A 22,590-nucleotide genomic window follows, 5' to 3' on the forward strand; every position below is an offset into this window, starting at 1 on the left:
CATGGACTCGAACGCGCTGATAATCCTTTATGAACCTGAATCCCGCCGATTCGACCACCTTATCAGCCGCTAATCCCAAGCGGGCGGATGCGACGCGTCCGCCCCTGCCGAGCTATCCGCCAAAGACGGAACAGCCGGCTCCCGTACCGGGCGTCGCCTCGGTCACGCATCTCACCAACAAGCTCGCCGAATACCTGACGCCTTCCGAGCTGAAGAAGGTCAAGGAAGCCTACCGTTTCTCCGATGAAAAGCATCTGGGCCAGATGCGCAAGTCGGGCGAACCCTATATCTCCCATCCGATCGCGGTCGCGGAAATCTGCGCCGACTGGAAGCTGGATGCGCAAGCGATCATGGCGGCATTGCTGCACGACGTGATGGAAGACCAGGATGTGGCCAAGGATGAGTTGATCGAGCGTTTTGGCGCGCCGGTCGCGTCGCTGGTGGATGGCCTGTCCAAGCTCGACAAGATCGAATTCCAGACGCAGGTCGAAGCGCAGGCCGAGAACTTCCGCAAGATGCTCCTGGCCATGGCGCGCGACGTGCGCGTCATCCTCGTCAAGCTGGCCGACCGGCTGCACAACATGCGCACGCTGGGCGCGATGGATCCCTCCAAGCGCCGCCGCATCGCGCGCGAAACGATGGATGTGTATGTGCCCATCGCGCATCGTCTCGGCCTGAACAATATCTATCGCGAGCTGCAGGATTTGTCCTTCTCGCATCTGCATCCGCTGCGCTATCGCACGCTGGGCAAGGCGGTGAAGGCTGCGCGCGGCAACCGGCGCGAAGTCGTTGGCAAGATTCTCGAAGCGGTGAAGAACACGCTGGTCGCGACCGGCATCCCGGCCGAAGTCTATGGCCGCGAGAAGACGCTGTTCGGCATCTACCGCAAGATGCGCAACAAGCATCTGTCCTTCTCGCAGGTGCTGGATGTCTACGGTTTCCGCATCGTCGTCGACAGCTTCGCCAACTGCTATGTCGCGCTCGGCACGCTGCATGCGCTGTACAAGCCCATGCCCGGCAAGTTCAAGGACTACATCGCTATTCCGAAGCTCAACGGCTATCAGTCGCTGCACACCACGCTGATCGGCCCGTACGGCACACCGGTGGAATTCCAGATCCGCACCGCCGACATGCACCGCGTGGCCGAGTCCGGCGTCGCGGCGCACTGGTTGTACAAGGACAATGAAGGCAATCTGACCGATTTGCAGCAGCGCACCCACGCGTGGCTGCAATCGCTGCTCGACATCCAGAAGCAGACCGGCGATTCAGCCGAGTTCCTCGAGCATGTCAAGGTCGACCTGTTCCCCGATTCGGTCTACGTGTTCACGCCGAAGTCGAAGATCATTTCGCTGCCGCGCGGCGCCACCGCGCTGGACTTTGCGTACACGATCCACACCGACATCGGTGACCATGCGATCGAAAGCATCATCAATCATGAGCATCAGCCGCTGCGCACCGAATTGCGCAACGGCGATATCGTCGAGATCGTCAGCGATCCGGACTCGCGCCCGAGCCCGACCTGGCTCAGCTTCGTGCGCACCGGCAAGGCGCGCTCGGCGATCCGGCATCATCTGCGCACCATCAATCGGTCCGAGTCCGTGGAACTGGGGCAGCAGTTGCTCGCGCAGGCGCTGACGGCGCACAACCTCAGCCCCGAACTGCCGCAGTTGCTGGCAGACCGACTGCTGAAGGAGTCGAGCGCGCGCTCGCTTGAGGAACTGTATGCCGATATCGGTGTGGGCAAGCGCATGGCCACGCTGGTGGCGCGCCACATCTTCGGCCTGGCGGAAAATGCCACTGGCACCGCGCCGGCGATCAATGCGCAGGGCGAGCTGCTGCCGTCCAAGCTTGATCCGGTGGTGATCAATGGCAGCGAAGGTTCCGCCGTGCATCTGGCGCAATGCTGCCTGCCGATACCGGGCGACAGCATGTACGGCCATTTCCGCCGCGACCAGGGCCTGACGGTGCATGCGGCCGATTGCGATCTGGCCAAGCGTCAGCGCAGCAAGGAGCCGGAGCGCTGGATCGAAGTGGTATGGAGCGGCGAGATCAACCGCCGCTTCGACTGCCGCATCAAGGTGCTGGTGCACAACGAGAAGGGAGCGCTGGCGCGTGTCGCAGCCGAGATCGGCGAATCCGACGCCAACATCGTCTACGTCGTCATGGACGACGAGAAGGATGGATCGATGCAGCAGATCCGCTTCACCATCCAGGTCGAAGACCGGGTGCATCTGGCGCGGCTGATGCGCAATGTGCGCGCGTTGCCGAGCGTGGCGCGGATATTGCGGGAACGGTCCTGATCAGCGTCGGCGCCGACATGGCGCCCGAACAGCTTGCGGCCTGTTTCGCAAGCCGTACGAAGGTCGCAAACACGGCGCAAATGAAAGTTTCAGCTTGGCCGTTCAGGCCTCGCCGGGAAGGGGATAACTTACGTCGAGGATTTCGAGCTCATCCTTTCCCGCCGGCGTGACCAGCGTCACCGCATCCCCAATGCGCGCCTTGGTCAAGGCCCGCGCCACCGGCGACACCCAGCTGATCTTGCCGTGCAGCGGATCGAGCTCGTCGATGCCGACGATGGTCACCGTATGCTCCTCGCCGGCGGCATTGGCATACGTCACCGTCGCGCCGAAGAAGACCTGGTCGCTGCCGTGGTGCACCGAAGGATCGACCACCTCGGCCAGGTCCATGCGCTTGGTCAGAAAGCGGATGCGCCTGTCGATCTCGCGCAGACGGCGCTTGCCGTAGATGTAGTCGCCATTCTCGGAGCGATCGCCGTTCGACGCGGCCCAGTGCACCACCTTCACCACTTCGGGCCGCTCGACATCGATGAGCTGCAGCAATTCGTCCTTGATGCGGCGATACCCGGAGGGCGTGATGTAATTTTTCGCGCCCTGCGGAATCTGCGGCATCGCTGCCGACAGATCGTCATCCTCATCGCCCTCGCCTTCCTTGACGAATGCCTTGTTCATCGTGTCCTCGCGCCCGGTTCACGGCGTATCGCCTGGCCCGTTACCGTCTGCCCCGATTCCAGGGTGAAGCTCGCCTGCGCATCCTGCCCGAGCGCCGCGACCAGCCAGGGCATCAGTTCGCGCAGCATCGGCTCCAGGGTCCACGGCGGATTCAGGATGAACATGCCGCTGCTGCGCAAGCCGCCGAATGCATCCGGCGCCGGCGCAGCAACGGTAAGCCGCACGTCGAGCCAGCCGTTGGCCGGGACGCGCTTCAGGCGGTTCGGCATCTCGCGCGACTCCATGCGCTGCAGCATCGGATACCAGACCGCGTAGATGCCGGTGGCGAAGCGCTTGACCGCATCTTCCAGCGTGTCCTTCACCCGGCGGTAATCCTCCTTGACTTCATAGGGCGGGTCGATCAGCACCAGGCCGCGGCGCGATGGCGGCGGCAGAAGCGCCTTCAGTCCAAGAAAGCCGTCGCCCTGCTGAATCAACACGCGCTTGCCGCGAGCGCCGCCGCGTCCCTCCTGCTCCTCGAGCTTTCTGAAGTTCTCGGCGAGGATGCGGCCGTCGGAAGGGTGCAGCTCGAACAGTCGCAGCCGGTCCTCCGGTCGCAGCACCTGGTTGGCACAATACGGCGAGCCAGGATAGAAACGCAGCTTGCCGTCCGGGTTCAGCGCGCGCACCACGCCGACATAGTCCGCTACCGGATCGGGCAGATCCTTGCGTTGCCATAGCCGCGCAATGCCGCTTTCGAATTCCGCGTTCTTGGTCGCTTCCTTGCTGGCCAGCGCATACACGCCGGCGCCGGCATGGGTATCGATGACCATGTAGGGCGCGTCCTTCTGGGCCAGGTAACGCATCAGCTGGATGAAGACGACGTGCTTCAATACGTCGGCGTGATTGCCCGCATGGAACGCGTGGCGGTAACTGAGCATGGGCTGCCTGATCGTGGATGTCGGAAAGGCCGCCATTGTAGCAAGCGACCCTCGCGCGCATGTCCAGCGTGAGGCCTAGTCTTGCGGCGCTTCGGCCAGCAGCGATTGCAGGTACGCCATGTCGGAAGCCACTGCTTCCTCGGCCCGGCGCTCCATCGCCGCATAGCGCGCCAGCACCCCATGCCCGATCTCGGTGAGCCGGCTGCCGCCGCCATGCGCACCGCCGGTGCTGGTTTCCACCAGCGGTGAACGGAAGCAGCGGTTCATGTCCTCGATCAGCAGCCAGGCGCGCCGGTAGGACATGTTCATGGCGCGCGCCGCGGCGGAGATGGAGCCTGTGTGTTCAATGCCCTGCAGCAGCGCAGCCTTGCCGGGCCCAAAGGCAATTACGTCGTCGACATGCAGCCGCAGCCGCACGGTATGTCTGATAGTCATGCCGGGATTCTAGAGGCTATTGATCCGCATGGCGCTATCGATCGATTTCGGCCAGAACGCCTTCAGGAAGGAAGCCGGGCTTCCCTATGACAGTGCTCCGCCTGCGCACGCAGACGCTCCGGCACCGCCTCGGCGGCCAGCGCGACGCCCACCGCCTTGCCCTGCGCGATGACGCCGCCCATCTCGGCGCGGGCAACGAGCTGTTGCAGCTGGGCGCGCTGCTCGACGCTGTCGACGCCATCAACGATGCTTGCCAGGCCGAGCCGGCTAGCCATGGCGATGATGGCTTCCAGCATCAGCAATGTGCTGCCGCGGGCAGCGGGCATGCTCACCCCGAACGCTTCGACTGGGAGACGCTCCACTTGCCGCAGCGATGCCGCGCCGGCGTCGAAGTCATCGAGGTAGAAGCGCAAGCCCAAGGCAGCGAGCGAACCCAGCTGCGCTTCGCCGCATTCGTCCAGTTGTCTTTGCGGAGTCTGCACGACGCCGAGCTGCAGCCATCCCGGATGCACGCCATGCCGCAGCAGGCAATTCGCGATCCGGCCGTGTACCGCGGCATCGTTTAGATACGGCGCCGGCAGGTTCAGGGCAACGGTAACGATGGGCAGATCCATGTCCTGCCAGCGCGCCAGGCTTGCGCAAACCAGATCCAGCGCGATATCGCAGAATGCGGCAAGCGTATCGCTCGTCTGCGCCTGCGCGTGTATGTCCTGCTCTTCCAGCAGCCCGCGCCATGGATGATTCCAGCACAGCCGCGCCTGCAGTCCCTGCAGCGCGCCGCTCGACAGTTCAACGCGCGGCAGGAAACGCAGGAAAAACTGGCTGCGCTCGGGGGCCGTGCGCGACTCGGCATCCACACTCGCCTCGATAGCACCCTCCTTCTGCATCGCCGCCTGATACAGCTGTTCCCCACTGGCGCCTTCAGCCTTTGCCGCATACATCGCCAGGTCGGCGTTGTGCAGCAGCCGGTCCGCGTCCTGCCCATCGCGCGGGAACAGCGTGATCCCGGTCGACGCGCCGACGCTGTACTGCGCGTTATGAATCAGGTATGGCTCGCTCAGGCTGCGACCGATGCGTCGCGCCGCCTGACGGGCCTCTTCCTCGGTTTCGAGCGTTTCGAGGATGACGGTGAATTCATCGCCGCCAAGGCGGGCCACATGATCTCCCGGCCGTAGCGCAGAACGCATGCGCTGCGCCGCAATGCGCAGCAACTCATCGCCGACATGATGCCCGGCGCTGTCATTGACCTGTTTGAATCTATCCAGGTCGATGAAGAGCAGACCGAACATGCCGTGCCGCCTGTTCGCCCTGTCTATCGCGGCAGGCAAGGCATCATTGAACCACTGGCGGTTGGGCAAACCGGTGAGCGAGTCCTGATTTGCCATGCGCAACAGCTGCTGCTGATGCAGCTTGTTTTCGCTGATATCGCGCACCGTCATTGCGAGGCCGGCATCAGTCACGGCAAGTCGACGATGCAGCCATTGCTGCCGCAGTGGATCGTCGGATGGCACCGGCACATCGGCTTCACGAAAGCCTTCGCGTGCCGCCGCGTCGGCATCGATGAGCAATGCCGCGAAGTCTTCCTCGGGATGCACCACGGACAGCCGGCTTCCCAGCAATCGCTCGCGCACGCCGCGGTACATCGCCGCGCCGCGCTCGTTGCAATCGACAATTTCGAAATCGATTACCTCGACGCCGCTGCGCACAGGCTTGAGCATGTAGAAGCCTTCGTTTGCGCCTTCGGTCGCAAGCCGGTAAGTGCGTCGCACCGCTTCGATCTGCTTGGTGCGCAATCCAAGGCGGGCAGTCATCAGCGCCCATATCGCGCCGAACACGAGCAACACGAGGCTCGCCATCCAGGCAAACAGGCGATAGGTTCGCTCCGATGCGCGATAAGGGGCCATGACTTCCGCCTCGGACAAACCAACGATGGCAATGAACGGATATTCAGGCAGCTTGTGCCAGCCGACATAACGCGGCTTGCCATCGGCAAAGACGCGGCCGTCATCCATGTGCATCGATCCCTCGACCGAGGCAAAGCGCAAGGCGTGGCGAATTGCCGGCGCATCCTGGGTATGCACCGCATCGCCGACACGCGCCGTCCGGGCCAGACCGTCCATGCCGATCATGGCCACCATGCCATCGTTGCCAAGGCTGACATCGTCATAGAACTCGGAAAAATAACTCGCGCCTATCGATACCGCGACTACGCCGCCAAAGCTACCGTCGGGCTGATTCAATCTGCGAGTGAACGGCAGGCGCGCCAGACCGGTGCCGGGCCAGATCACCGGCATGCCCACGCGCGCTGCAGGGCTATCGTTGTCACGGTGATAGATGAAGTAATCGCGCGTGGCCGCGGAAGGCCGCATCGTCAGATTGACCGTGGATGTTACCGGGTAAGCGTCCGCGCCGAGGATGGTTACCGTGATCAGTTGCGGCGCGATCAGCAGACCCTGGCGGCGGAATTCCCGCAGATCCAGCTGGCCCTTCTCGCGCCGCCAGTCGTACTGCACCTGCATGGCGATCTGGTCCATCTGCTCGATGGTGCGGGTCAGGAATTGCGCATAAGCGCCTGACAGGGAAGCCACGGACTTCAGCGCATTCGATTCCAGCGTGTGCCGTTCCTCGGCCAGACGTGACAGCGTGCCCCACCAAAGCAGGATGACAAGCGCCAGACAACATAGCGGACCGGCAAGAATCTTGGCCAGGCTTTTCACGGGAAACTGCGGTATGGACATCGTAGGATCGGGCTTTCTTGACACAGATACGGCAACACTCGTCACGCCATGGCTTGTATCGCGTTAGATATCCGATAAACGTGCCGATACCTTGCGATATGGGTTCGATATTCGACTATTGGAATCCGGGAAAGAGCATAACACGTTGCCAAAAATAAATACTTACCGGAAAGAAAAAAGGACGGCGAATGCCGTCCTTTTTCAGAAAAATTCTCTGGATGCAACAATAAATCGAATGAGACGGCCCGAATTAGATCAGCCTGTCCTATCGTCTGGCTTGGCTGCGTCGAGTATGCAGTGCGGATCACGAATCAGTGGCTGGTCGATGCCCAAACCCACGAGATCCCTCACCATGAACCCCATGCCCTCAAAGCGCCTCGCCCAGCTTTTTATGGTTTCAAAGCCTCCCGGCACAGGAATGTCGGCGTCATGCAGCAAACGATTGTAGAAATAGTCATTCAGGAAAGTTAGCGGCAGGTTTGCCTGGGCTTCCTGTTCCGTCGCGCCGAGAGGCACGGTTTCGATGACGACAGCACGCCCCCCTGGCTTCAGCACCCGTCATCCTTGTGGCCCCGGACGACGCGACGGCAACTCTGCCCTTCGAAATGATGTTTCTGGTATGACTCTGCTGAAGGCGAACCCTGGTGGCGCGGAGCATCAGTTACCTCGCAAAGCAACTGGTGCCGGAGAACCAGCGCAAGTTAGAGATAGGAAGAAAGTAAATCCGAAGATTTCACTTTTTGTTGCAATCGGCACTTCAACCATGTTTCTCGGCAATGCAAGCCTTAACCATTTGATGCAGCATAAATTCACTGAGGCACTCTTCACTCCGGTAAAGCACAGCGCAAAAAAATCCCGCGGCCATGACAGCCGCGGGACCCTGTGCGAAAGCTTTGCGAAGCCTGGGAGGCTTACTTGGCCGAATCGAAGAATTGTTCGTCTTCGGTCGAACCGTGCAGCGCCGTCGTGGACGATTGTCCGCCCTGGATGGTCTGGGTGACTGCATCAAAGTAGCCGGTGCCGACTTCACGCTGATGCTTGACCGCGGTGAAGCCACGGTCGGCGGCGGCGAATTCCGATTCCTGCAGTTCGACGAAGGCGCTCATGTTGTTGCGAGCGTAGCCGTAGGCCAGGTTGAACATCGAGTAGTTCAGTGCATGGAAGCCGGCCAGCGTGATGAACTGGAACTTGTAGCCCATCGCGCCCAGCTCGCGCTGGAATTTTGCGATGGTGGCGTCGTCCAGGTTTTTCTTCCAGTTGAACGACGGCGAGCAGTTGTACGCCAGCATCTTGCCCGGGTGCTTGGCCTGCACTGCCTCGGCAAAGCGCCTGGCGAATTCCAGGTCCGGCTTGCCGGTCTCGCACCACACCAGGTCCGCCACCTCTGCATACGCCACAGCGCGCGACACTGCTTGCTCGAAGCCGGGCTTGACGCGGAAGAAGCCTTCCACGGTGCGCTCGCCGGTGCAGAACGGCTTGTCGGTGTCATCCACGTCCGACGTCAGCAGGTCGGCGGCTTCGGCATCGGTGCGGGCGATCACGAGCGTCGGCACCCCCATTACGTCGGCGGCCAGGCGCGCTGCGGTCAGCTTTTCAACAGCTTCGCGGGTCGGCACCAGCACCTTGCCACCCATGTGGCCGCATTTCTTCACCGAGGCGAGCTGGTCTTCGAAGTGCACGCCAGCGGCGCCCGCTTCGATCATCGCTTTCATCAGCTCAAAGGCATTCAGCACGCCGCCAAAGCCGGCTTCAGCATCCGCCACGATGGGCTGGAAAAAATCGATGTCGTTCTTGCCTTCGGACCATTGAATCTGGTCGGCGCGCTGCAGCGTATTGTTGATGCGCTTGACCACCTGCGGCACCGAATTCACCGGGTACAGCGATTGATCGGGGTACATTTCGCCGGCGGAGTTGGCATCGCCAGCGACTTGCCAGCCAGACAGGTAGATCGCCTTGAGGCCGGCCTTGACCTGCTGCATCGCCTGGTTGCCGGTCAGCGCGCCGAGGCTGTTGACAAAGGGCTCGGTTTCCAGCGACTTCCACAGCTTTTCCGCGGTCATGCGAGCAAGGCTGTGCTCGATTTGCACTGAGCCGCGCAGGCGCACCACGTCTTCGGCGGTGTAATTGCGCTTGACGCCTTTCCAGCGCGGATTCTCGGCCCAGTCTCTCTTCAATGCCTGGATTTGCTCTTCACGGGTTGCCATAGTGATTTCTCCTTTTGCTGAGTCTATCGATGAATTTGCTGCCAAAGTGAGAACCATGGTAAGACCGATTTTGCGGAGCAACAAGGTCTTATATAAGACATGAGACTAAATTTTATTCATTTAAATTCAATTGCTTAAGACATGCATATCGCGATACGCAATGAAATTCCTCTTCATGAAACGCTTCGCTGGTGCTTTGCACAGCCAGCTTTTCATGATCCGAAATGCGGTTTGCAGATAATGAAAATCGAACGAAAGAGCATGAGAACGCACGCGTTCGTCTGCCATAGCGTTATGGCATCGTGCCGCGATGGCGGACAGTGCAATGCGGAGGAGGCATCCGGATACCGGCGTTCAGGTACCCGGATACCGTTCGGAAGGGAAAGAGCGGCTCAATCGAGCTTGTCGCGCGACACCAGCACGCCATCCGCGTCGGCATAAATCCAATCGCCGGGCATCACGGCGACGCCGGCGATCATCACGCGCAGATCGCGCTCGCCGATACCCTTGCGCACGCTGCGCTGCGGATGCGTGGCCAGCGCCCGGATGCCGACATCGCAGGCATCAAGCTCCTCGCTATCGCGCACGCAGCCATGCACAAGGATGCCGGCCCAGCCATTCTTCTCGGCCAGCACGCCGAGATTGCCGCCGACCAGCGCGCAGCGCAGGCTGCCGCCGCCATCTACGACCAGCACCCTGCCGTTTCCCGGCGTCTCAAGCGTGGAGCGCACCAGTACATTGTCTTCAAAGACTTTCAGCGTCGCGGCCGGCCCGCAAAAACGCCGGCGCTTGCCGAACGCGCGCCACACCGGCGGCAGCACGTTCAGCGTGCCGGCGGCAAGACGGTCTTCGTTGGCATCGCACAGATCGCAAGTCGCAAATTCCATGTCAGCTCCGTAATGGGGGTGGAAAAAAAGCCGGCGCCAAACCTGTGCGGTCAGCGATCGGCAATTCATGCCAGAATAGCACGCTCGATTTCTTAACAAACCGACATGGATGCAGGCATGCTCACACCGGCACATTTCAACCAGAAGCAGCAAGGCAGTCTCCCCGGCGAACTCGGGGTGCAAGTCACTGCAGTCGACGAAGTCGGCATCGCGGCGACGATGGAAATCACGCCGCGCCACATGGCGCCGAATGGATTCCTGCATGCGGCATCCGTCGTGACGCTGGCCGACAGCTGTTGCGGCTATGGCTGCATGTCGCGGCTGCCCGAAGGCGCGATCGGCTTCACCACCATCGAACTGAAAAGCAATCACCTCGGCACCGCGCGGGAAGGCAGCATTGAATGCCGGGCAACGCCGGTGCACCTGGGCCGCACCACCCATGTCTGGGATGCCACGGTGACGGCGAACGGCAAGACCATCGCCCTGTTTCGCTGCACGCAGATGATCCTGCGGCCGAAGTCCTGACTGCGCCGCGCAGCGGCGGATGTTCGTAGATGGATTGAAAGTTTGATAGTTGCAGTTTTGCGGGGGGCGGAGCCGCCCGCGTGGAGCCAGCCAACGCTGCGCAACTCAATCCCTGGCCGGTAGAAACACGGTCCGTCCGCCATGCCGCAGCACATCGATGCAATGCCCGAGGCAAGCCGATACTAGCTCCGGCCGCATCATTTCGGCGAAGGTCCCGGCGCGCCATGCGCCATCGCCCATCAGCAGCAGTGCGTGACTGGCCACGCCTTCGACCAGGTTCAGGTCGTGCGCAACCATCGCCACCGCCCTGCCCCGCTCCCGGCACAAGCGCGCCAGCAGCGACATGATGCCGACTTGGTGCGGCAAATCGAGCGCCGCGGCCGGCTCATCGAGCAGCAGCAGCGGCGTGTCCTGGGCCAGCGTCGCGGCAATCGCCACCCGTTGTCTTTCCCCGCCGGATAGCGTGCGCAAATCCCTTTCCGCAAGATGGGCGACGTCAGTCAGCGCGAGCGCCGCCATGCCTCTGGCGCGATCCGCGTCGCTATCCCAGTAGGCCGCTTCCCGGTACGGATGGCGCGCGACCAGCACTGCGTCCAGCACCCGGAAACCGAAAGCATCGCCCTGCGATTGCGGCAGAAAGGCGCGCCGCCGCGCCAGTTCGAGCGCCGGCCAGGCATCGATCGCCCGCCCTTCCAGCTCCACCTTGCCCGCGCGCGGTGGCTGCAGGCCGGCAATGGTGCGCAGCAGCGTGCTTTTTCCGGCGCCGTTCCTGCCCAGGATGACCCAGCATTCGCCAGGGGCCATGCGCCAGTCGAGGCCGCGCACCAGGTCGTGTTCCGATACGCAAAGACGCAGATCATGCGCGCGCAGCATCAGCGTCTCCGCACCTGGTGCAGTTGCGCCAGAAAGGCCGGCACGCCGATCAGTGCGGTCACCACGCCCACCGGCAACTGCTGCGGCGCGACGAGAGTGCGCGCCAGCGTATCGGCAAGAGTCAGAAAGGTGCCGCCGGCCAGCGCTGCGGCTGGCAGCAGCAGCCGGTGATCCGGGCCGAGCGCATAGCGGCAGGCATGCGGCACCACCAGTCCGACGAAACCGATGGCACCGGCGTTGGACACAGCGCCGGCCGTCAGCAAGGCTGCGCAGAAGAACAGGCCCTGGCGCAACCGCGCTACCGGCACGCCCAGCGAGGCCGCATTGCCGGCATACAGCGCCGCCACGTTCATCGCCGGGGCGGCGCGCATGCCCCAGGCGAGCGCTCCCCCCAGCAAGAGCCAGGGCAGCAAGCGGTTCTGGCTGCCCGACAGATCGCCGATCATCCAGAACACCATGCCGCGCAGGGCCGCATCCGGCGCCAGCGACAGCATCAGCGTCACCATCGCGCCGCATCCGGCCGCCACGATGACGCCGGTCAGAATCAGCACCGTGGCGCTGGCATCGACGCCAACGCGCAAATCGCGCCAGGCGAACAGGTACAGCAGGAAGGCCGCGGCCAGCGCGCCGCCGAAGGCCGCCGCATCCACCGCCCAGGCGCCGGCCGCCAGCAGCAGCGCCAGCAGCGCGCCGACCGACGCGCCGCCGGACACGCCAAGCACATACGGGTCGGCCAGCGGATTGCGCAGCAGCGCCTGCATCATCACACCGGCCAGCGCCAGCATCGCGCCAGTAGCAAAGCCGGCCAGCGCGCGCGACAACCGCAATTCGAGCAGGCTTGCCGCCAGCGATGCGTGCTCGCCATGCGCGAGTTCATTGATGCCGGCCAGCCATTGCCGCGGCGCGAGCATCACCGAGCCAACCGCGCCGCCTATGACGAGGCTGGCCAGCGCCGCCATGGCGAGCAGCAGCAGCACGCGCCTTTCCCGTGCGCCCGGAGGCAATGCGGCGCTGGCCAGCCTGAGCATGACTGCTTCCTAGCGCCAGCCGTAACGCAGCGCGACGAAGACGTTCGAGCCGGCGGTGGCGTAGTCCTTCACCAGCTCGTAGTCCTTGTTGAGCACATTGTTCCAGCGGGCGACGACGGTCCAGTCGCGGTTGATCGCATAGCTGCCGACCAGGTTCAGCAATGCATAGCCGCCCAGGCGGACCTGGTTGTCGGGATCGTCGTAGCGCTTGCCGGAAAACTCGGTCTCGACGCCGCCGCGCAGCTTGCCGGACGCATATTCGAACGCGACCACGCCATGCTGGCGCGAGCGGCGCGCGAGCTGCTTGCCGGTGTTCGCATCATGCGGATCCTGCACGTCGAGCGAGCCGCGCACGGTGTACGGACCGAAGCCGGTCGATGCACCGAGCGTGATGCCGGTGATCAGCGCTTCGTTGACGTTGTAGGCGCAGCCGTAGGTGTAGGCATCGGAGATCACCGGGCATGGGAAGGCATTGACGATCAAGTCGGATACCCGGTTGCGGTAGATCGTCGCCGTAGCGGTGTTGCGGCCAGACGCATAGCTCACGCCGGCTTCCAGGTTTCTGCCCGATTCGGGCTTGAGCGTCGGCAGGCCGTAACCCGGGTAGTACAACTCGAAGAAAGTCGGCGCGCGAAAGCTGGTGCCGTAGCTGGCATTGGCCTTCCATGCCTCGCTGAACTTGTAGCCGTAGGCGATGCTGCCGGTGGTCTTCGAGCCGAACTGCGAATTGTCGTCGTTGCGCAGGCTGGCGCTGGCCAGGTGCGCGCCGCGTCGCAGCTGGTAGATCGCCGCGAAGGCATTCGTACCGCGGCTGGCGACAACGCCGCTGGTCGGATCGGTATCGACATGCTCGACACGGCGCTCGGCTAGCAACTGCAGCAGATCGGTGCCCAGCGTGATGTCGTTCTGCCAGGACAGCTGGTCCTGTCGGGTATGGGCGGCGCTGTCGCCGAACGCCAGCGCCTGGGTATCGGTCCGGTCGGTGCTGCGCGCCAGCTGCAGCGTGCTCTTCCAGTTCGGCAGGAACTGGTTACGGCTGGTCAGCGCATACACGCCAACCTTGCTGACGGTGCGGTCGTCGCCATACGGCATGCCGGCGTCGAATTGCCCGTTCAGCCGGCTCTGCAGGAAGGAAAAGCCGAGTTCGTGTCCGGCGGCCAGTCCCAGCGCGAAGCGTCCGCTGGCGCTGTCGCGGACATAGCCATCGCGATCGGGATTGAACGAGGAATACGGGTTGCTCGAAGGCTTGGTTGCATTGAAACCGTCGGAACGCTCGGTGCCGACCTGCAACGCGTAGCTGAACGGATGATCGCCGCCGGTGCCGCCGGACAGGCCGCCACTCAGTTCACGTGTGCGGTAGCTGCCCAGGCCAGCGGAAAGATTCGCTTGCGGCGCGCCCTCGCCGCGCTTGGTGAAGATCTGAATGACGCCCCCGACCGCATCCGCGCCGTAGAGCGTGGACAGCGGGCCGCGCACAATCTCGATATGGTCGATCTGCGTCAGCGGCAGCGCCTGCCAGGTGGCGCCGCCGAAGGCCGACGAACCGACGCGCACGCCATCGATCAGCACCAGGTTCTGATTGTTCGCGGTGCCGCGCAGAAACACCGAAGACTGCGTGCCGGGTCCGCCGGACATGCTCACTTCGATGCCGCGTTGCTGACGCAGCAGTTCGACCAGGCTGGTCTGGCCGGATGCCGCGATCTCGTCGGCGCTGATGACGCTGGTATCGGCGAGCGCGTCGCGCACCGGCTGCGGGGCACGGGCGGAAGTCACTTCCACCCTGGAGAGGGCGGGTTCGGATTGGGCAAAGGCGTGGCAGGACCATGCCGCAGCGACGGCCACGGCCAACAGCCGGCGCGAAGCGACGGCCTTCATTGTTATCGTTGAAGTCATTTCGAGAAGTGATGGAGTCAACCGGCCTGCCTCCCCGCGAGCCGGATGGAACGGAAGGCGGGCTTGCGCCCTCTTCCCCCTGTTCTGGCCGGTATCCGGGCTGACAAGCAGGAGCGTCGCCGCTCTCAGACCTTCCCGCCTTCCCATGCGAACACAGTGGCGTGAATGGATGGTCGGCCGCATTGCTGCGGCGCTTGCCTTACCGTTGCGGGGGCAGCACACGTTGGCCCGTTACCCGGTTTCCCATGCCTGATTGGCTTGCGAACCGAAAGCGCCGGGCGCCGTGTTTCCCGTTTAACTGCGGACGTGGACACATCCGCGGGCACCAGAACGGCGCCATTGTACGGAGGGGATGCGGTTCGGGCAATGTGGAGTTTTTCGCCCGGAGGAAGGGAGCCCGGCGCGAGCAGATGTGGCCGCGCCGGGTTGATGCTAGGCCGCCGTGCCGCCGGCGGCGTGTTTGGCGACAAGATGCGCGATCCGTTCGGCTGGCCCTGGCATCTCGTCAATAGCAGAGGTCGACTGCGGAGCGCCGCTGGAAGTCGCATTGCGCTCGGCACGCTGCTCGGCCGCATACTCGTTCCAGCCAGCGTTGTCTTTCAGATCGGCGGGCTCACCGTTGATATTGCGGATGATTCGCTCCATGACCTTCTTGATCACTCTTTCGGCCTCGATGCCGAGCTCGGCCAATTCAGGGTCCTGACTGTTGGACTGCGGGTTTTGCGCCGGCAACGGCGCCGATACCGTCGATGCGGCCGGGGAATGTGGCATGGAAGCGGGAATTTTCATGGCTGATCTCCTGGATGGCTACCATCGGTTCGATAGGCAGCAGGTTGCGAGTTGAAGCAGCCTTGTGTGACACAGCGCCGTGCCGAGGTTCAACGCAGCGCGCTGCCTTCCAGCCGCTGGGCCAGCTCGATCAATCGCGGCCGCACCTGCTCGAGCAGGAACTCCTGCGACAGATCCACCGACGGCCCGCCGCAGTTGATCGCCATCGCATGATTACCGGAAACCGGCCGAAAACCCACCGCAATGCCATTCACATTCTTTTGCCAATCGCCGAACGAGGTGGTGCAACCGTATTCGCGGTAATCCTCGCGGCCACGCTCGATACCGGTCTCGACAGCGGCATACGCATGCTCGTCGAGATGGCGCGCCCGCTCGAGGATGTCATCGAGTTCCGCCTGCGGCGCGCGCGCCAGGTAAGCGCGGCCTATCGCCGAGGTCGCCAGCGGAATGCGCGAGCCGACCTGCAGCGTCAGCGCCAGCGCGGCCTGGCTGTGGGCGACTTCGACATAAATCATCGACAAGCGGTCGCGAACCGCGATCGCCACCGTCGCATTCGCAAACTCGGCGAGCTCATGCATTAGCGGCCGTGCCAGCTGGCGAATATCCATGCGCGCCAGCGTTGCGCTGCCCAGCGCCAGCGTCGCGTTGCCCAACGCATAGCGACCGCCATCGGGCAACTGCACCAGGTAGCCGAGCCTGGTCAGGGTATAGGTAATGCGGGTGACGGTGGATTTCGGCAGCGCGCAGCGTTCGGCAATCTGCTGATTGCTCAGCGAGCGGTCGCCCGAACGAAAGCAGGCGAGCACGTCGAGGCCGCGCGCAAGCGCCGTAATGAAATAACGGTCTTCGCCGCTGCGCTCGGCGTCGGCGAGGCCGTCTTCGGCATGCGTCGGCATATCGGATGTGGTCATGGCGGGATGGTGCTGCGGCATGGATGCGCGCCTTTAGCGCGGCATGGCCGGATGGGCCGGGTTGGTGACGCACGGAACTTAACACATCGCCAAGCCGCACGGAATAGCGCCCGGAATGCCAATGAGTAACAACATCGTCCACGCGCCGCACTCAAACCGTATTGCGCGCCAGCATCCTGCGATAAAACGGCAGTTGCCGCTCGGTGCAATTGCCGAGCACGAACAGTAGAAACAGAAGCGCCAGCGCGAAAAATGTGGCCGCATGCAGGCCGAGGCCATTCCACAGCAGCACCGCCAGCGGCATATGAAACAGATACGCGGAATAGGTGTACGAAGCCAGTCCGCGCAGTGCCGTGCCTGCCACGCGCAGCGCGGCGAGCATGTCGCCGAGCGCGGCCGCTGCCAGGAAATGCGCCGCCACCGCCAGCCCGAGCAGGTAATCGCCGCCGAAGCGCGCCGATTCCAGTAAGGCCTGCTGCGCGTTTGGCCAATGCGGCTGAAGAAGGGCCAGTGAGGCGCGGCCGAGATCGCACCAGAACACCAGGAATGCAGCCAGCGCGCTGCCCCAGAACAGCGCCAGCGCCGCGTCGCGCGAAAGCCGCAGCGCCGCGCCCTGCGCATGATAGACCGCCACGCCGAGTAGCCAGACCGGCATCAGCAGCAGCGCGCGGGGACCGGCGCACAAGGCCGCGCCCAGCGCCAGGGGCACACGCCAGCGCCGCGGACCCAGGCGCCAGAAACCGTAGATCACGTAGTACCAGACCTCATAGCACAGCGACCAGTACGGCGGATTGTAGGGAGGCAGCAGATCGAGCTTCCAGGACTGGCTGATGAAGAACAGGCTGGCGAAGAGACGCTGCGCGAACTGTGTCGCCGAAAACGTCATCGGTCCGCTGCTGTGCAGGGAATGATCACCTGCCAGCGGCGCGATCACAGCCGACAGCAGCAATGCCGGCAAAGCGACCGACAGAATGCGTGCGGCGCGCTGCTGCGCATAGGTTCGCAGTGTTGCGCCGGGACGATGGGTGACATGCGCAATCATGAAACCCGAAAGCACGAAGAACACGATCACCGCGGAATGGCCGGGCCAGGGCAAGGGGAAACCGGGAAACATCTGCGGCCACAGGTGGTAAAGCAGTACCGCGAGAGCGGCCAGGATGCGCAGCAGATCGAGATACAGCGACAGGCCAGCGGACATCGTCAGCACCGTGTGGTTGGGCCGCGGCATGCGGCATCGCGAGATCATAACGTATTGTTAAGTTTTCTCGGCCGTTCATCGCCCTTAAATGGATAAAACACCTGGGTTCGTGCCCGACAAGTTCCATCCGGCGTTCCCGTCGGCGCGCGCACACGGCATTTGCGGCAAGACAAATTTCCGAAACAGCAAGCTGCAGACGTCGGCAGCACGCCGTATGCTCGCCGCAAGCCAACGATCCAAGGAAAAGACGAACGATGCGACGCAGAGAATTTCTGATCAGGGGTGTGGCGCTGGCCGGCGCCGCGGCCGGCACCGCCCATGGCGCTGAAAAACTCGCCGACAAACTCGTCGGCAAACCTGCCAGCAAGCCCGCCGGCCCGGCCGCACCGGCGCTGACCGCCGATGCGCCGCACAGCTTCGAAGTCTGGGACTGGAGCAATGCGAGCAAGCCCAAGCTCGCCGGCAACGTCACCCTCGACAAGCGCATCGACGACTTCGTGTATGAGGATGCCGAAATGGCGGCCGAGAACGGCGCCATCGCGGTGGTGCAATCCACCGAATCGGCCATGCTTGGCGACATCGAAATCGGCTTCACGCTGCTGGCCGCGGACCGGAGCAACACCGAAACCCGCGACCGCCCGCTGTACCAGGTGCTCGGCGCCTTTGCGCACCGTGGTTCCTGGAAAACCTATCCCGCCTCCGACACCTTCGATTCCAAGAACCACATCACTTTCCCCCGCCCGTTCAAGGTGGTGATGAAGAATGCCGCCGGCAAGACGCTGCATGTGTTCCAGCTGCACGACGGCAAGCCGATCAATGCGCCGGGCCTGAACCAGACCCGTTCCGAAAAGGAGCCGCTGCGGCCGAAATTCACCGTGTTCATGATGCTGCCCTGGCAGAACACCCGGCCGCGCGCCTCGAAGAACCGCGCCAAGTACTATGCCGGCATGACCAAGGACGGCATGCGGCCGTCGATTGCCAAGCAGCATTACAGCGTGCTGTCCTGCGAGCCGCTGGTCACCGGCGGCTACGGCCGCAACTCCTCCAACGGCCTGGCTAACATCTACGGCGCGCCGCAATGGCCACGACCGCTCGCGGTCTACTGGCCCAAGGTACAGGACCCGTATCTGCACAACAGCGAATTCAACCGCAACGGCGGCTCGGCCTTTGGCGCGGCCTGGGTCGAAGGCTGGGATTACGAGCCCGGCTCGTTTTCCTGCCACAACTGGTACACCGGCCCCGGCGGTCCGCGCTTCGACCGCAGCGCGATTCCATCGGTGGTTGCGATCTGGGCCAGCGATCCGAATGGCCGCCGGCTGCAGGAAAACGTGGCGCACCGCGATTGGCTCGATGCCTGGGGCATGGCCTACTTCAATCACGGCAACCACTGGGTGCGCGATGTGAAGACGATGACGCTGATGACCAGCCGCGAAACCATGACCACCCCTTGGGGCACGGTCGGCAATTATTACGGCGGCGGATCGATCGGCCCGCGCTCGATCCGCGTCAATGGCGACCAGCGCGACGGCACCACCGACGCCAATCGCGACAGGAACGGCGACATCTGGGGCAACGGCTGGGCCCGCGACGCGCTGCATTCCTATTGCAACGCCGGCTGGATGGCGCTGCTGTTGAACAGCCCGATGCACGCGATCGGCAGCCGCTTCGATGTCGCAGTGCAGATGATGATGAAAGGCGATCCGCGCGGCGACGTGCGCGAGGAATACATGGTGCGCAGCCAGGCCTGGCACTGGCTGCACTATGTGTTTGCCTGGAAGCTTGCATCACGCCATCCGCTGGGCATTGCGCGCGAGGATGTCGAGGACAGCTTCGCGATGCATTGCGAGGCAATCTATCGGCAGATCTACGTGCCGCAGCTCGTCGAAAAGAAAGACGACCCCTACTTCAACGGCCTGCGCAATCTCGGCCAGCCGATGACGCCTTCCGGCGATGGCAGCAAATGGGTGGCACAGGGCGGGCATCTCGGCTATTACATGGGCCATGTGCTGCAGCTGATGAAACAGACCGGCATGTGGTCGGCGATGATGGACCGCGGCGGCCATGTGCGCGACGCGCTGCTGCTGCAGATCCGGAACATGGATCACTACGCCTTCGGCCTGCATGCCGACACCACCGCTACCGTGGCCGACTACCTGTCCTTTCCCGCCAAGGGCGAATTCCCGAAGAGCATGGCGCATTTCCAGGAACTGTACGGCTCGAAGGACGAGGACATGTACCACGATGCCAAAGGCAACCCGGTCGGCGACCGCGACGTGTCGGTGCATGCGGTGGCGCAGTACATCTATATCCGGCGCGACTATTTCCCCGAGCTGCCGCATCCGAAGCTCAAGGCCGCTGCCGCCGCGCTCGATCGGCGCCTGGCTTCCGTCACCGCCCGCGTCGCCGCGGCCAAGGACCCGGAACAGAAGCGCGAAGCCGACCACACCTACCGCTACCCCGGCCTGGCGCCGATACGGCCGCCGGGGCGCTCGCAGGAAGTGGGCTGACGTTGCAGATATAACGTAGGGCCTGCTGCGCCCACGCGGTGAGCGTACAACCGCGTGGGCGCAGCAGGCCCTACGCACGTCCGCCCCGCTCCCCCCACCAGACCTTGTCCGAATCGAAATCGGCGCTGTAACGATTGGCTAGAATCCTCCGACCGTCAGCACGACGCTGACCGTAACCGGCGAGGAGCGCGATGAAATCCGAGTACCCCGGCGCAATTCAGGCCGCCACCAGCGCTCCGCCGCGCGCCGCCCGACGCGCCGTCGTCATGTATTCGAAGACACCACCCACCAACCCGGACGGTCATGAAAGCTGCAGCCAATCGCGCATTGCCGCCAGGCTGGCCGAGTTGCTGGGCCATGAGTTCGCCGGTGAGCATGAACACGGCCGCGATTACGGCATGCCGCTCTTCGTCGTTCCGCGCGCCACGATTGACGATCCCGGCGAACTGCAAGGGCTTGGCATCCGCGATGAAGCGGATATGTTCGGCGGCGTCGTGCCCTACCCCTTCGTGGCCAGCAAGCTGATCACGCATCCGCTGCCGCATCCAGTCGCCGATGCGCCCACCGGATGGTCGCGCGAATTCGGTGAACGGGTGCGCGAGGTGGTGCTCCCCGGCTATTCGGCCTTCAGCCTGCGCGACGCGCTCGCCGCCGGCCGCGCCCTGCTGTCGAGCGGCGCGGTGCGCGTCAAGAAGCCGAGCGGCATTGGGGGCATCGGCCAGTCGGTCGCACGCAATGAGGATGAACTGCGAGAGCAGCTCGAGGAAATCGGCGAGGACAAGCTGCATGAAGAAGGCGTGGTGCTGGAGCGCAATCTGGATGCGGTGATCACCCGCAGCGTCGGTCAGATTCGGCTCGGCCCTCATCTCGCCACCTATTGCGGCATTCAGCATCTGACTCCCAACAACGCAGGCCGCGAAGTCTATGGCGGTTCCGACCTGCTGGTGGCCAGGGGCGATTTCGAAGCGCTGCTGGCGCTGGATCACGACGACGCGGTGCGCGCCTCCATCGCCCAGGCTGGCGTCTACCATCGCGCCGCGCTGGAATGCTTTCCCGGGCTGATGGCCTCGCGCGCGAATTACGACGTTGCCGAAGGCGTGGATGAGTCCGGCCACAGGCTTTCGGGTGTGCTCGAGCAATCCTGGCGCATCGGCGGCGCCACCGGCGCCGAGCTCGCCGCGATCGAAGCCTTCCAGTCGGATCCATCGCTGCGCGCGGTGCGCGCTTCCACAAGGGAAATCTATGGCGAGGCAGTGAACATACCGCCGGGCGCCACGGTCTACTTTCAAGGCGACGACCGCTTTGTCGGCCTCATTACCAAGTACACCACCCTGGACACCCATGCCCACCCGTGACGATGCCATCGACATTCATGTGGAAGACCGGCAGCTCGCCGGCACCCTGGTCAGCCCTTCGAAACTGATACCCGGCGTGCTGCTGGTGCACGGCTGGGGCGGCAGCCAGGAGCAATACCTGGCGCGGGCGCGGGAAATTGCCGCGCTCGGCTGCATCTGCCTGACCTTCGACCTGTCCGGCCATGCGGCGACCGCGCCGCTGCAGGGAAGCGTGTCGCGGGAAAACAATCTCGCCGACGTGATTGCCGCGTACGACCTGCTGGCAAGCCAGCGCGGCATCGATCCAAGCGGCATCGCCGTGGTCGGCAGCAGCTACGGCGGTTACCTGGCGTCGATACTGACCAGTCGCCGGCCGGTGAAATGGCTGGCGTTGCGGGTGCCGGCCTTGTACAAGGACAGCGGCTGGGAATTGCCGAAGCTGCAGCTGCATCGCGACCAGGACCTCGGCGCCTACCGCAGCCATTTCGTGCCGGCCGAGGACAACCGCGCGCTGCGCGCCTGCCGCGCCTTTCGCGGCGATGTGCTCGTGGTGGAGTCGGAGCATGACGACATCATTCCGCACGCAGTCATCGACAGCTATCGCGAAGCCTTCGTGCAGCCGCGCTCGATGACCTACCGCGTGATTCATGGCGCCGACCATGGGCTATCCGATGAAGCCAGCCAGCGTTCGTACACCACGGTGCTGGTGAGCTGGCTGTCCGAGATGATCATGGGCGCCAGAAGCGGCGACCGGGCGCCTTCGCCAATGACGATTGCGGGAGGAGCGCCTGAAGCGCCGCCGAGGCCTGGATGAAAGTAACGCAGGGTTTCGCGGCGCATGCGTCGCGAAACCCCGCTCCACTCTTGCTCCTACTCATCCCCACCTCATTCCACGCTCGCTTTGGGGAATTTCCCTCTCCCACCCGCGCTCCAACTTCCATGCCACCAACCAAGGAGCCATCCATGAACACCAAGGACGACGCACCGTTGCCCAAGCGCAGCGAGGAAGACCATCATTTCACCAACGATGGCGGCAAGGTATGGCGTGAATCCGGCACCCGTCCGTTCACGATCGACCACAAGCAGGCCAAGGGCAAGGAAGGCGCGCCCTGGCAGCCGAACGACCAGGATGAGGCGGTGGATGGCACGCAGCAGAGCGGCGAGCGGCAGGTAATGCGCCAGGCCTACAAGGACGTCGCCCAGGGGCAACAGGATACCGATGCGCGCGAACAGCGCGGCGTCGAAGCCACCGTCGACAAGCCGTTCGAGCCAGCCAAGGAGCCGCCGGAACAGAAGAACGGACGTACCTGATCCGAACATGCCGCGCGCCAGCGCTTCAGTTGCATGAAATACAAGAAAAACCTGTAGTTCTTACAAGC

At 63.6% G+C, this 22,590-nt stretch carries 19 protein-coding genes and 1 riboswitch; of the genes, 6 read left to right on the forward strand and 13 right to left on the reverse strand.

The window, feature by feature from the left end; genetic code table 11:
* Window positions 1–29: 29 nt before the first annotated feature.
* A complete protein-coding gene (locus tag JJB74_RS16710) occupies window positions 30–2,300 on the forward strand; it encodes a RelA/SpoT family protein (RefSeq protein WP_200593560.1) in 2,271 nt (756 codons plus the stop codon).
* Window positions 2,301–2,402: 102 nt separating this feature from the next.
* Here the strand turns inward: JJB74_RS16710 and greB are convergent, their stop codons facing one another.
* From greB to rraA, 7 genes are all read right to left on the reverse strand, one after another.
* The gene (gene greB, locus JJB74_RS16715) at window positions 2,403–2,969 is read right to left on the reverse strand and encodes a transcription elongation factor GreB (RefSeq protein ID WP_200593562.1); all 567 of its coding nucleotides are present in this window, start codon (window positions 2,967–2,969) and stop codon (window positions 2,403–2,405) included.
* Window positions 2,966–3,889 (reverse strand): 23S rRNA (adenine(2030)-N(6))-methyltransferase RlmJ, encoded by a 924-nt coding sequence (locus tag JJB74_RS16720; RefSeq protein WP_200593564.1) that lies wholly within the window; start codon window positions 3,887–3,889, stop codon window positions 2,966–2,968. Before JJB74_RS16720 ends, greB begins: the two co-directional genes overlap by 4 nt.
* Before the next feature lie 75 nt (window positions 3,890–3,964).
* Complete coding sequence (locus tag JJB74_RS16725) at window positions 3,965–4,324, reverse strand: winged helix-turn-helix domain-containing protein (protein ID WP_200593566.1); 360 nt, start codon at window positions 4,322–4,324, stop codon at window positions 3,965–3,967.
* Between the two features lie 62 nt (window positions 4,325–4,386).
* On the reverse strand, window positions 4,387–7,062 hold the full coding sequence (locus JJB74_RS16730) for a bifunctional diguanylate cyclase/phosphodiesterase (RefSeq protein WP_200593568.1): 2,676 nt from the start codon (window positions 7,060–7,062) through the stop codon (window positions 4,387–4,389).
* Between the two features lie 255 nt (window positions 7,063–7,317).
* Entirely contained in the window at window positions 7,318–7,617 is a 300-nt protein-coding gene (locus JJB74_RS16735; RefSeq protein ID WP_200593570.1) for a hypothetical protein, read from the reverse strand.
* Between the two features lie 356 nt (window positions 7,618–7,973).
* Window positions 7,974–9,266 carry an isocitrate lyase gene (gene aceA, locus JJB74_RS16740; RefSeq protein ID WP_200593572.1) on the reverse strand — a complete coding sequence of 431 codons (1,293 nt, stop codon included), beginning with the start codon at window positions 9,264–9,266 and terminating at the stop codon, window positions 7,974–7,976.
* Window positions 9,267–9,658: 392 nt separating this feature from the next.
* The gene (gene rraA / locus JJB74_RS16745) at window positions 9,659–10,153 is read right to left on the reverse strand and encodes a ribonuclease E activity regulator RraA (RefSeq protein ID WP_200593574.1); all 495 of its coding nucleotides are present in this window, start codon (window positions 10,151–10,153) and stop codon (window positions 9,659–9,661) included.
* Window positions 10,154–10,270: 117 nt separating this feature from the next.
* Here rraA and JJB74_RS16750 point away from each other — a divergent pair, with 117 nt between their 5' ends.
* Window positions 10,271–10,678, forward strand: coding sequence for a PaaI family thioesterase (locus JJB74_RS16750; RefSeq protein WP_234484241.1), 408 nt, complete (start codon window positions 10,271–10,273; stop codon window positions 10,676–10,678).
* Between the two features lie 105 nt (window positions 10,679–10,783).
* Here the strand turns inward: JJB74_RS16750 and JJB74_RS16755 are convergent, their stop codons facing one another.
* The 6 genes from JJB74_RS16755 to JJB74_RS16780 all read right to left on the reverse strand — a co-directional run bounded on the left by JJB74_RS16755 (window position 10,784) and on the right by JJB74_RS16780 (window position 17,400).
* Window positions 10,784–11,551: an ABC transporter ATP-binding protein gene (locus tag JJB74_RS16755; RefSeq protein WP_200593578.1), complete on the reverse strand. Its 768-nt coding sequence runs from the start codon at window positions 11,549–11,551 to the stop codon at window positions 10,784–10,786.
* The gene (locus JJB74_RS16760) at window positions 11,551–12,579 is read right to left on the reverse strand and encodes a FecCD family ABC transporter permease (RefSeq protein WP_200593580.1); all 1,029 of its coding nucleotides are present in this window, start codon (window positions 12,577–12,579) and stop codon (window positions 11,551–11,553) included. The genes JJB74_RS16755 and JJB74_RS16760 overlap by 1 nt, the downstream gene beginning before the upstream one ends.
* A 9-nt stretch (window positions 12,580–12,588) precedes the next feature.
* The gene (locus JJB74_RS16765; RefSeq protein ID WP_234484242.1) at window positions 12,589–14,454 is read right to left on the reverse strand and encodes a TonB-dependent receptor domain-containing protein; all 1,866 of its coding nucleotides are present in this window, start codon (window positions 14,452–14,454) and stop codon (window positions 12,589–12,591) included.
* 87 nt (window positions 14,455–14,541) lie between these two features.
* Window positions 14,542–14,817: riboswitch (cobalamin riboswitch) on the reverse strand.
* An 87-nt stretch (window positions 14,818–14,904) separates the two neighbouring features.
* The gene (locus JJB74_RS16770) at window positions 14,905–15,261 is read right to left on the reverse strand and encodes a hypothetical protein (RefSeq protein WP_200593584.1); all 357 of its coding nucleotides are present in this window, start codon (window positions 15,259–15,261) and stop codon (window positions 14,905–14,907) included.
* An 89-nt stretch (window positions 15,262–15,350) separates the two neighbouring features.
* Window positions 15,351–16,172: an IclR family transcriptional regulator gene (locus JJB74_RS16775; RefSeq protein WP_407672363.1), complete on the reverse strand. Its 822-nt coding sequence runs from the start codon at window positions 16,170–16,172 to the stop codon at window positions 15,351–15,353.
* Between the two features lie 151 nt (window positions 16,173–16,323).
* Window positions 16,324–17,400 carry an acyltransferase family protein gene (locus JJB74_RS16780; protein ID WP_200593586.1) on the reverse strand — a complete coding sequence of 359 codons (1,077 nt, stop codon included), beginning with the start codon at window positions 17,398–17,400 and terminating at the stop codon, window positions 16,324–16,326.
* A 224-nt stretch (window positions 17,401–17,624) separates the two neighbouring features.
* On the opposite strand from JJB74_RS16780, the gene JJB74_RS16785 reads away from it, so the two are divergent.
* From JJB74_RS16785 to JJB74_RS16800, 4 genes are all read left to right on the forward strand, one after another.
* Window positions 17,625–19,877: a hypothetical protein gene (locus JJB74_RS16785; RefSeq protein ID WP_200593588.1), complete on the forward strand. Its 2,253-nt coding sequence runs from the start codon at window positions 17,625–17,627 to the stop codon at window positions 19,875–19,877.
* Window positions 19,878–20,068: 191 nt separating this feature from the next.
* Window positions 20,069–21,232: a DUF3182 family protein gene (locus JJB74_RS16790; protein ID WP_200593590.1), complete on the forward strand. Its 1,164-nt coding sequence runs from the start codon at window positions 20,069–20,071 to the stop codon at window positions 21,230–21,232.
* Window positions 21,219–22,025 (forward strand): alpha/beta hydrolase family protein, encoded by an 807-nt coding sequence (locus JJB74_RS16795; protein WP_200593592.1) that lies wholly within the window; start codon window positions 21,219–21,221, stop codon window positions 22,023–22,025. Before JJB74_RS16790 ends, JJB74_RS16795 begins: the two co-directional genes overlap by 14 nt.
* A 149-nt stretch (window positions 22,026–22,174) precedes the next feature.
* A complete protein-coding gene (locus JJB74_RS16800) occupies window positions 22,175–22,522 on the forward strand; it encodes a hypothetical protein (protein ID WP_200593594.1) in 348 nt (115 codons plus the stop codon).
* Window positions 22,523–22,590 lie beyond the last annotated feature (68 nt).

Source organism: Noviherbaspirillum pedocola (assembly GCF_016632335.1).
GTDB classification, from domain to species: Bacteria; Pseudomonadota; Gammaproteobacteria; order Burkholderiales; family Burkholderiaceae_D; genus Noviherbaspirillum_A; species Noviherbaspirillum_A pedocola.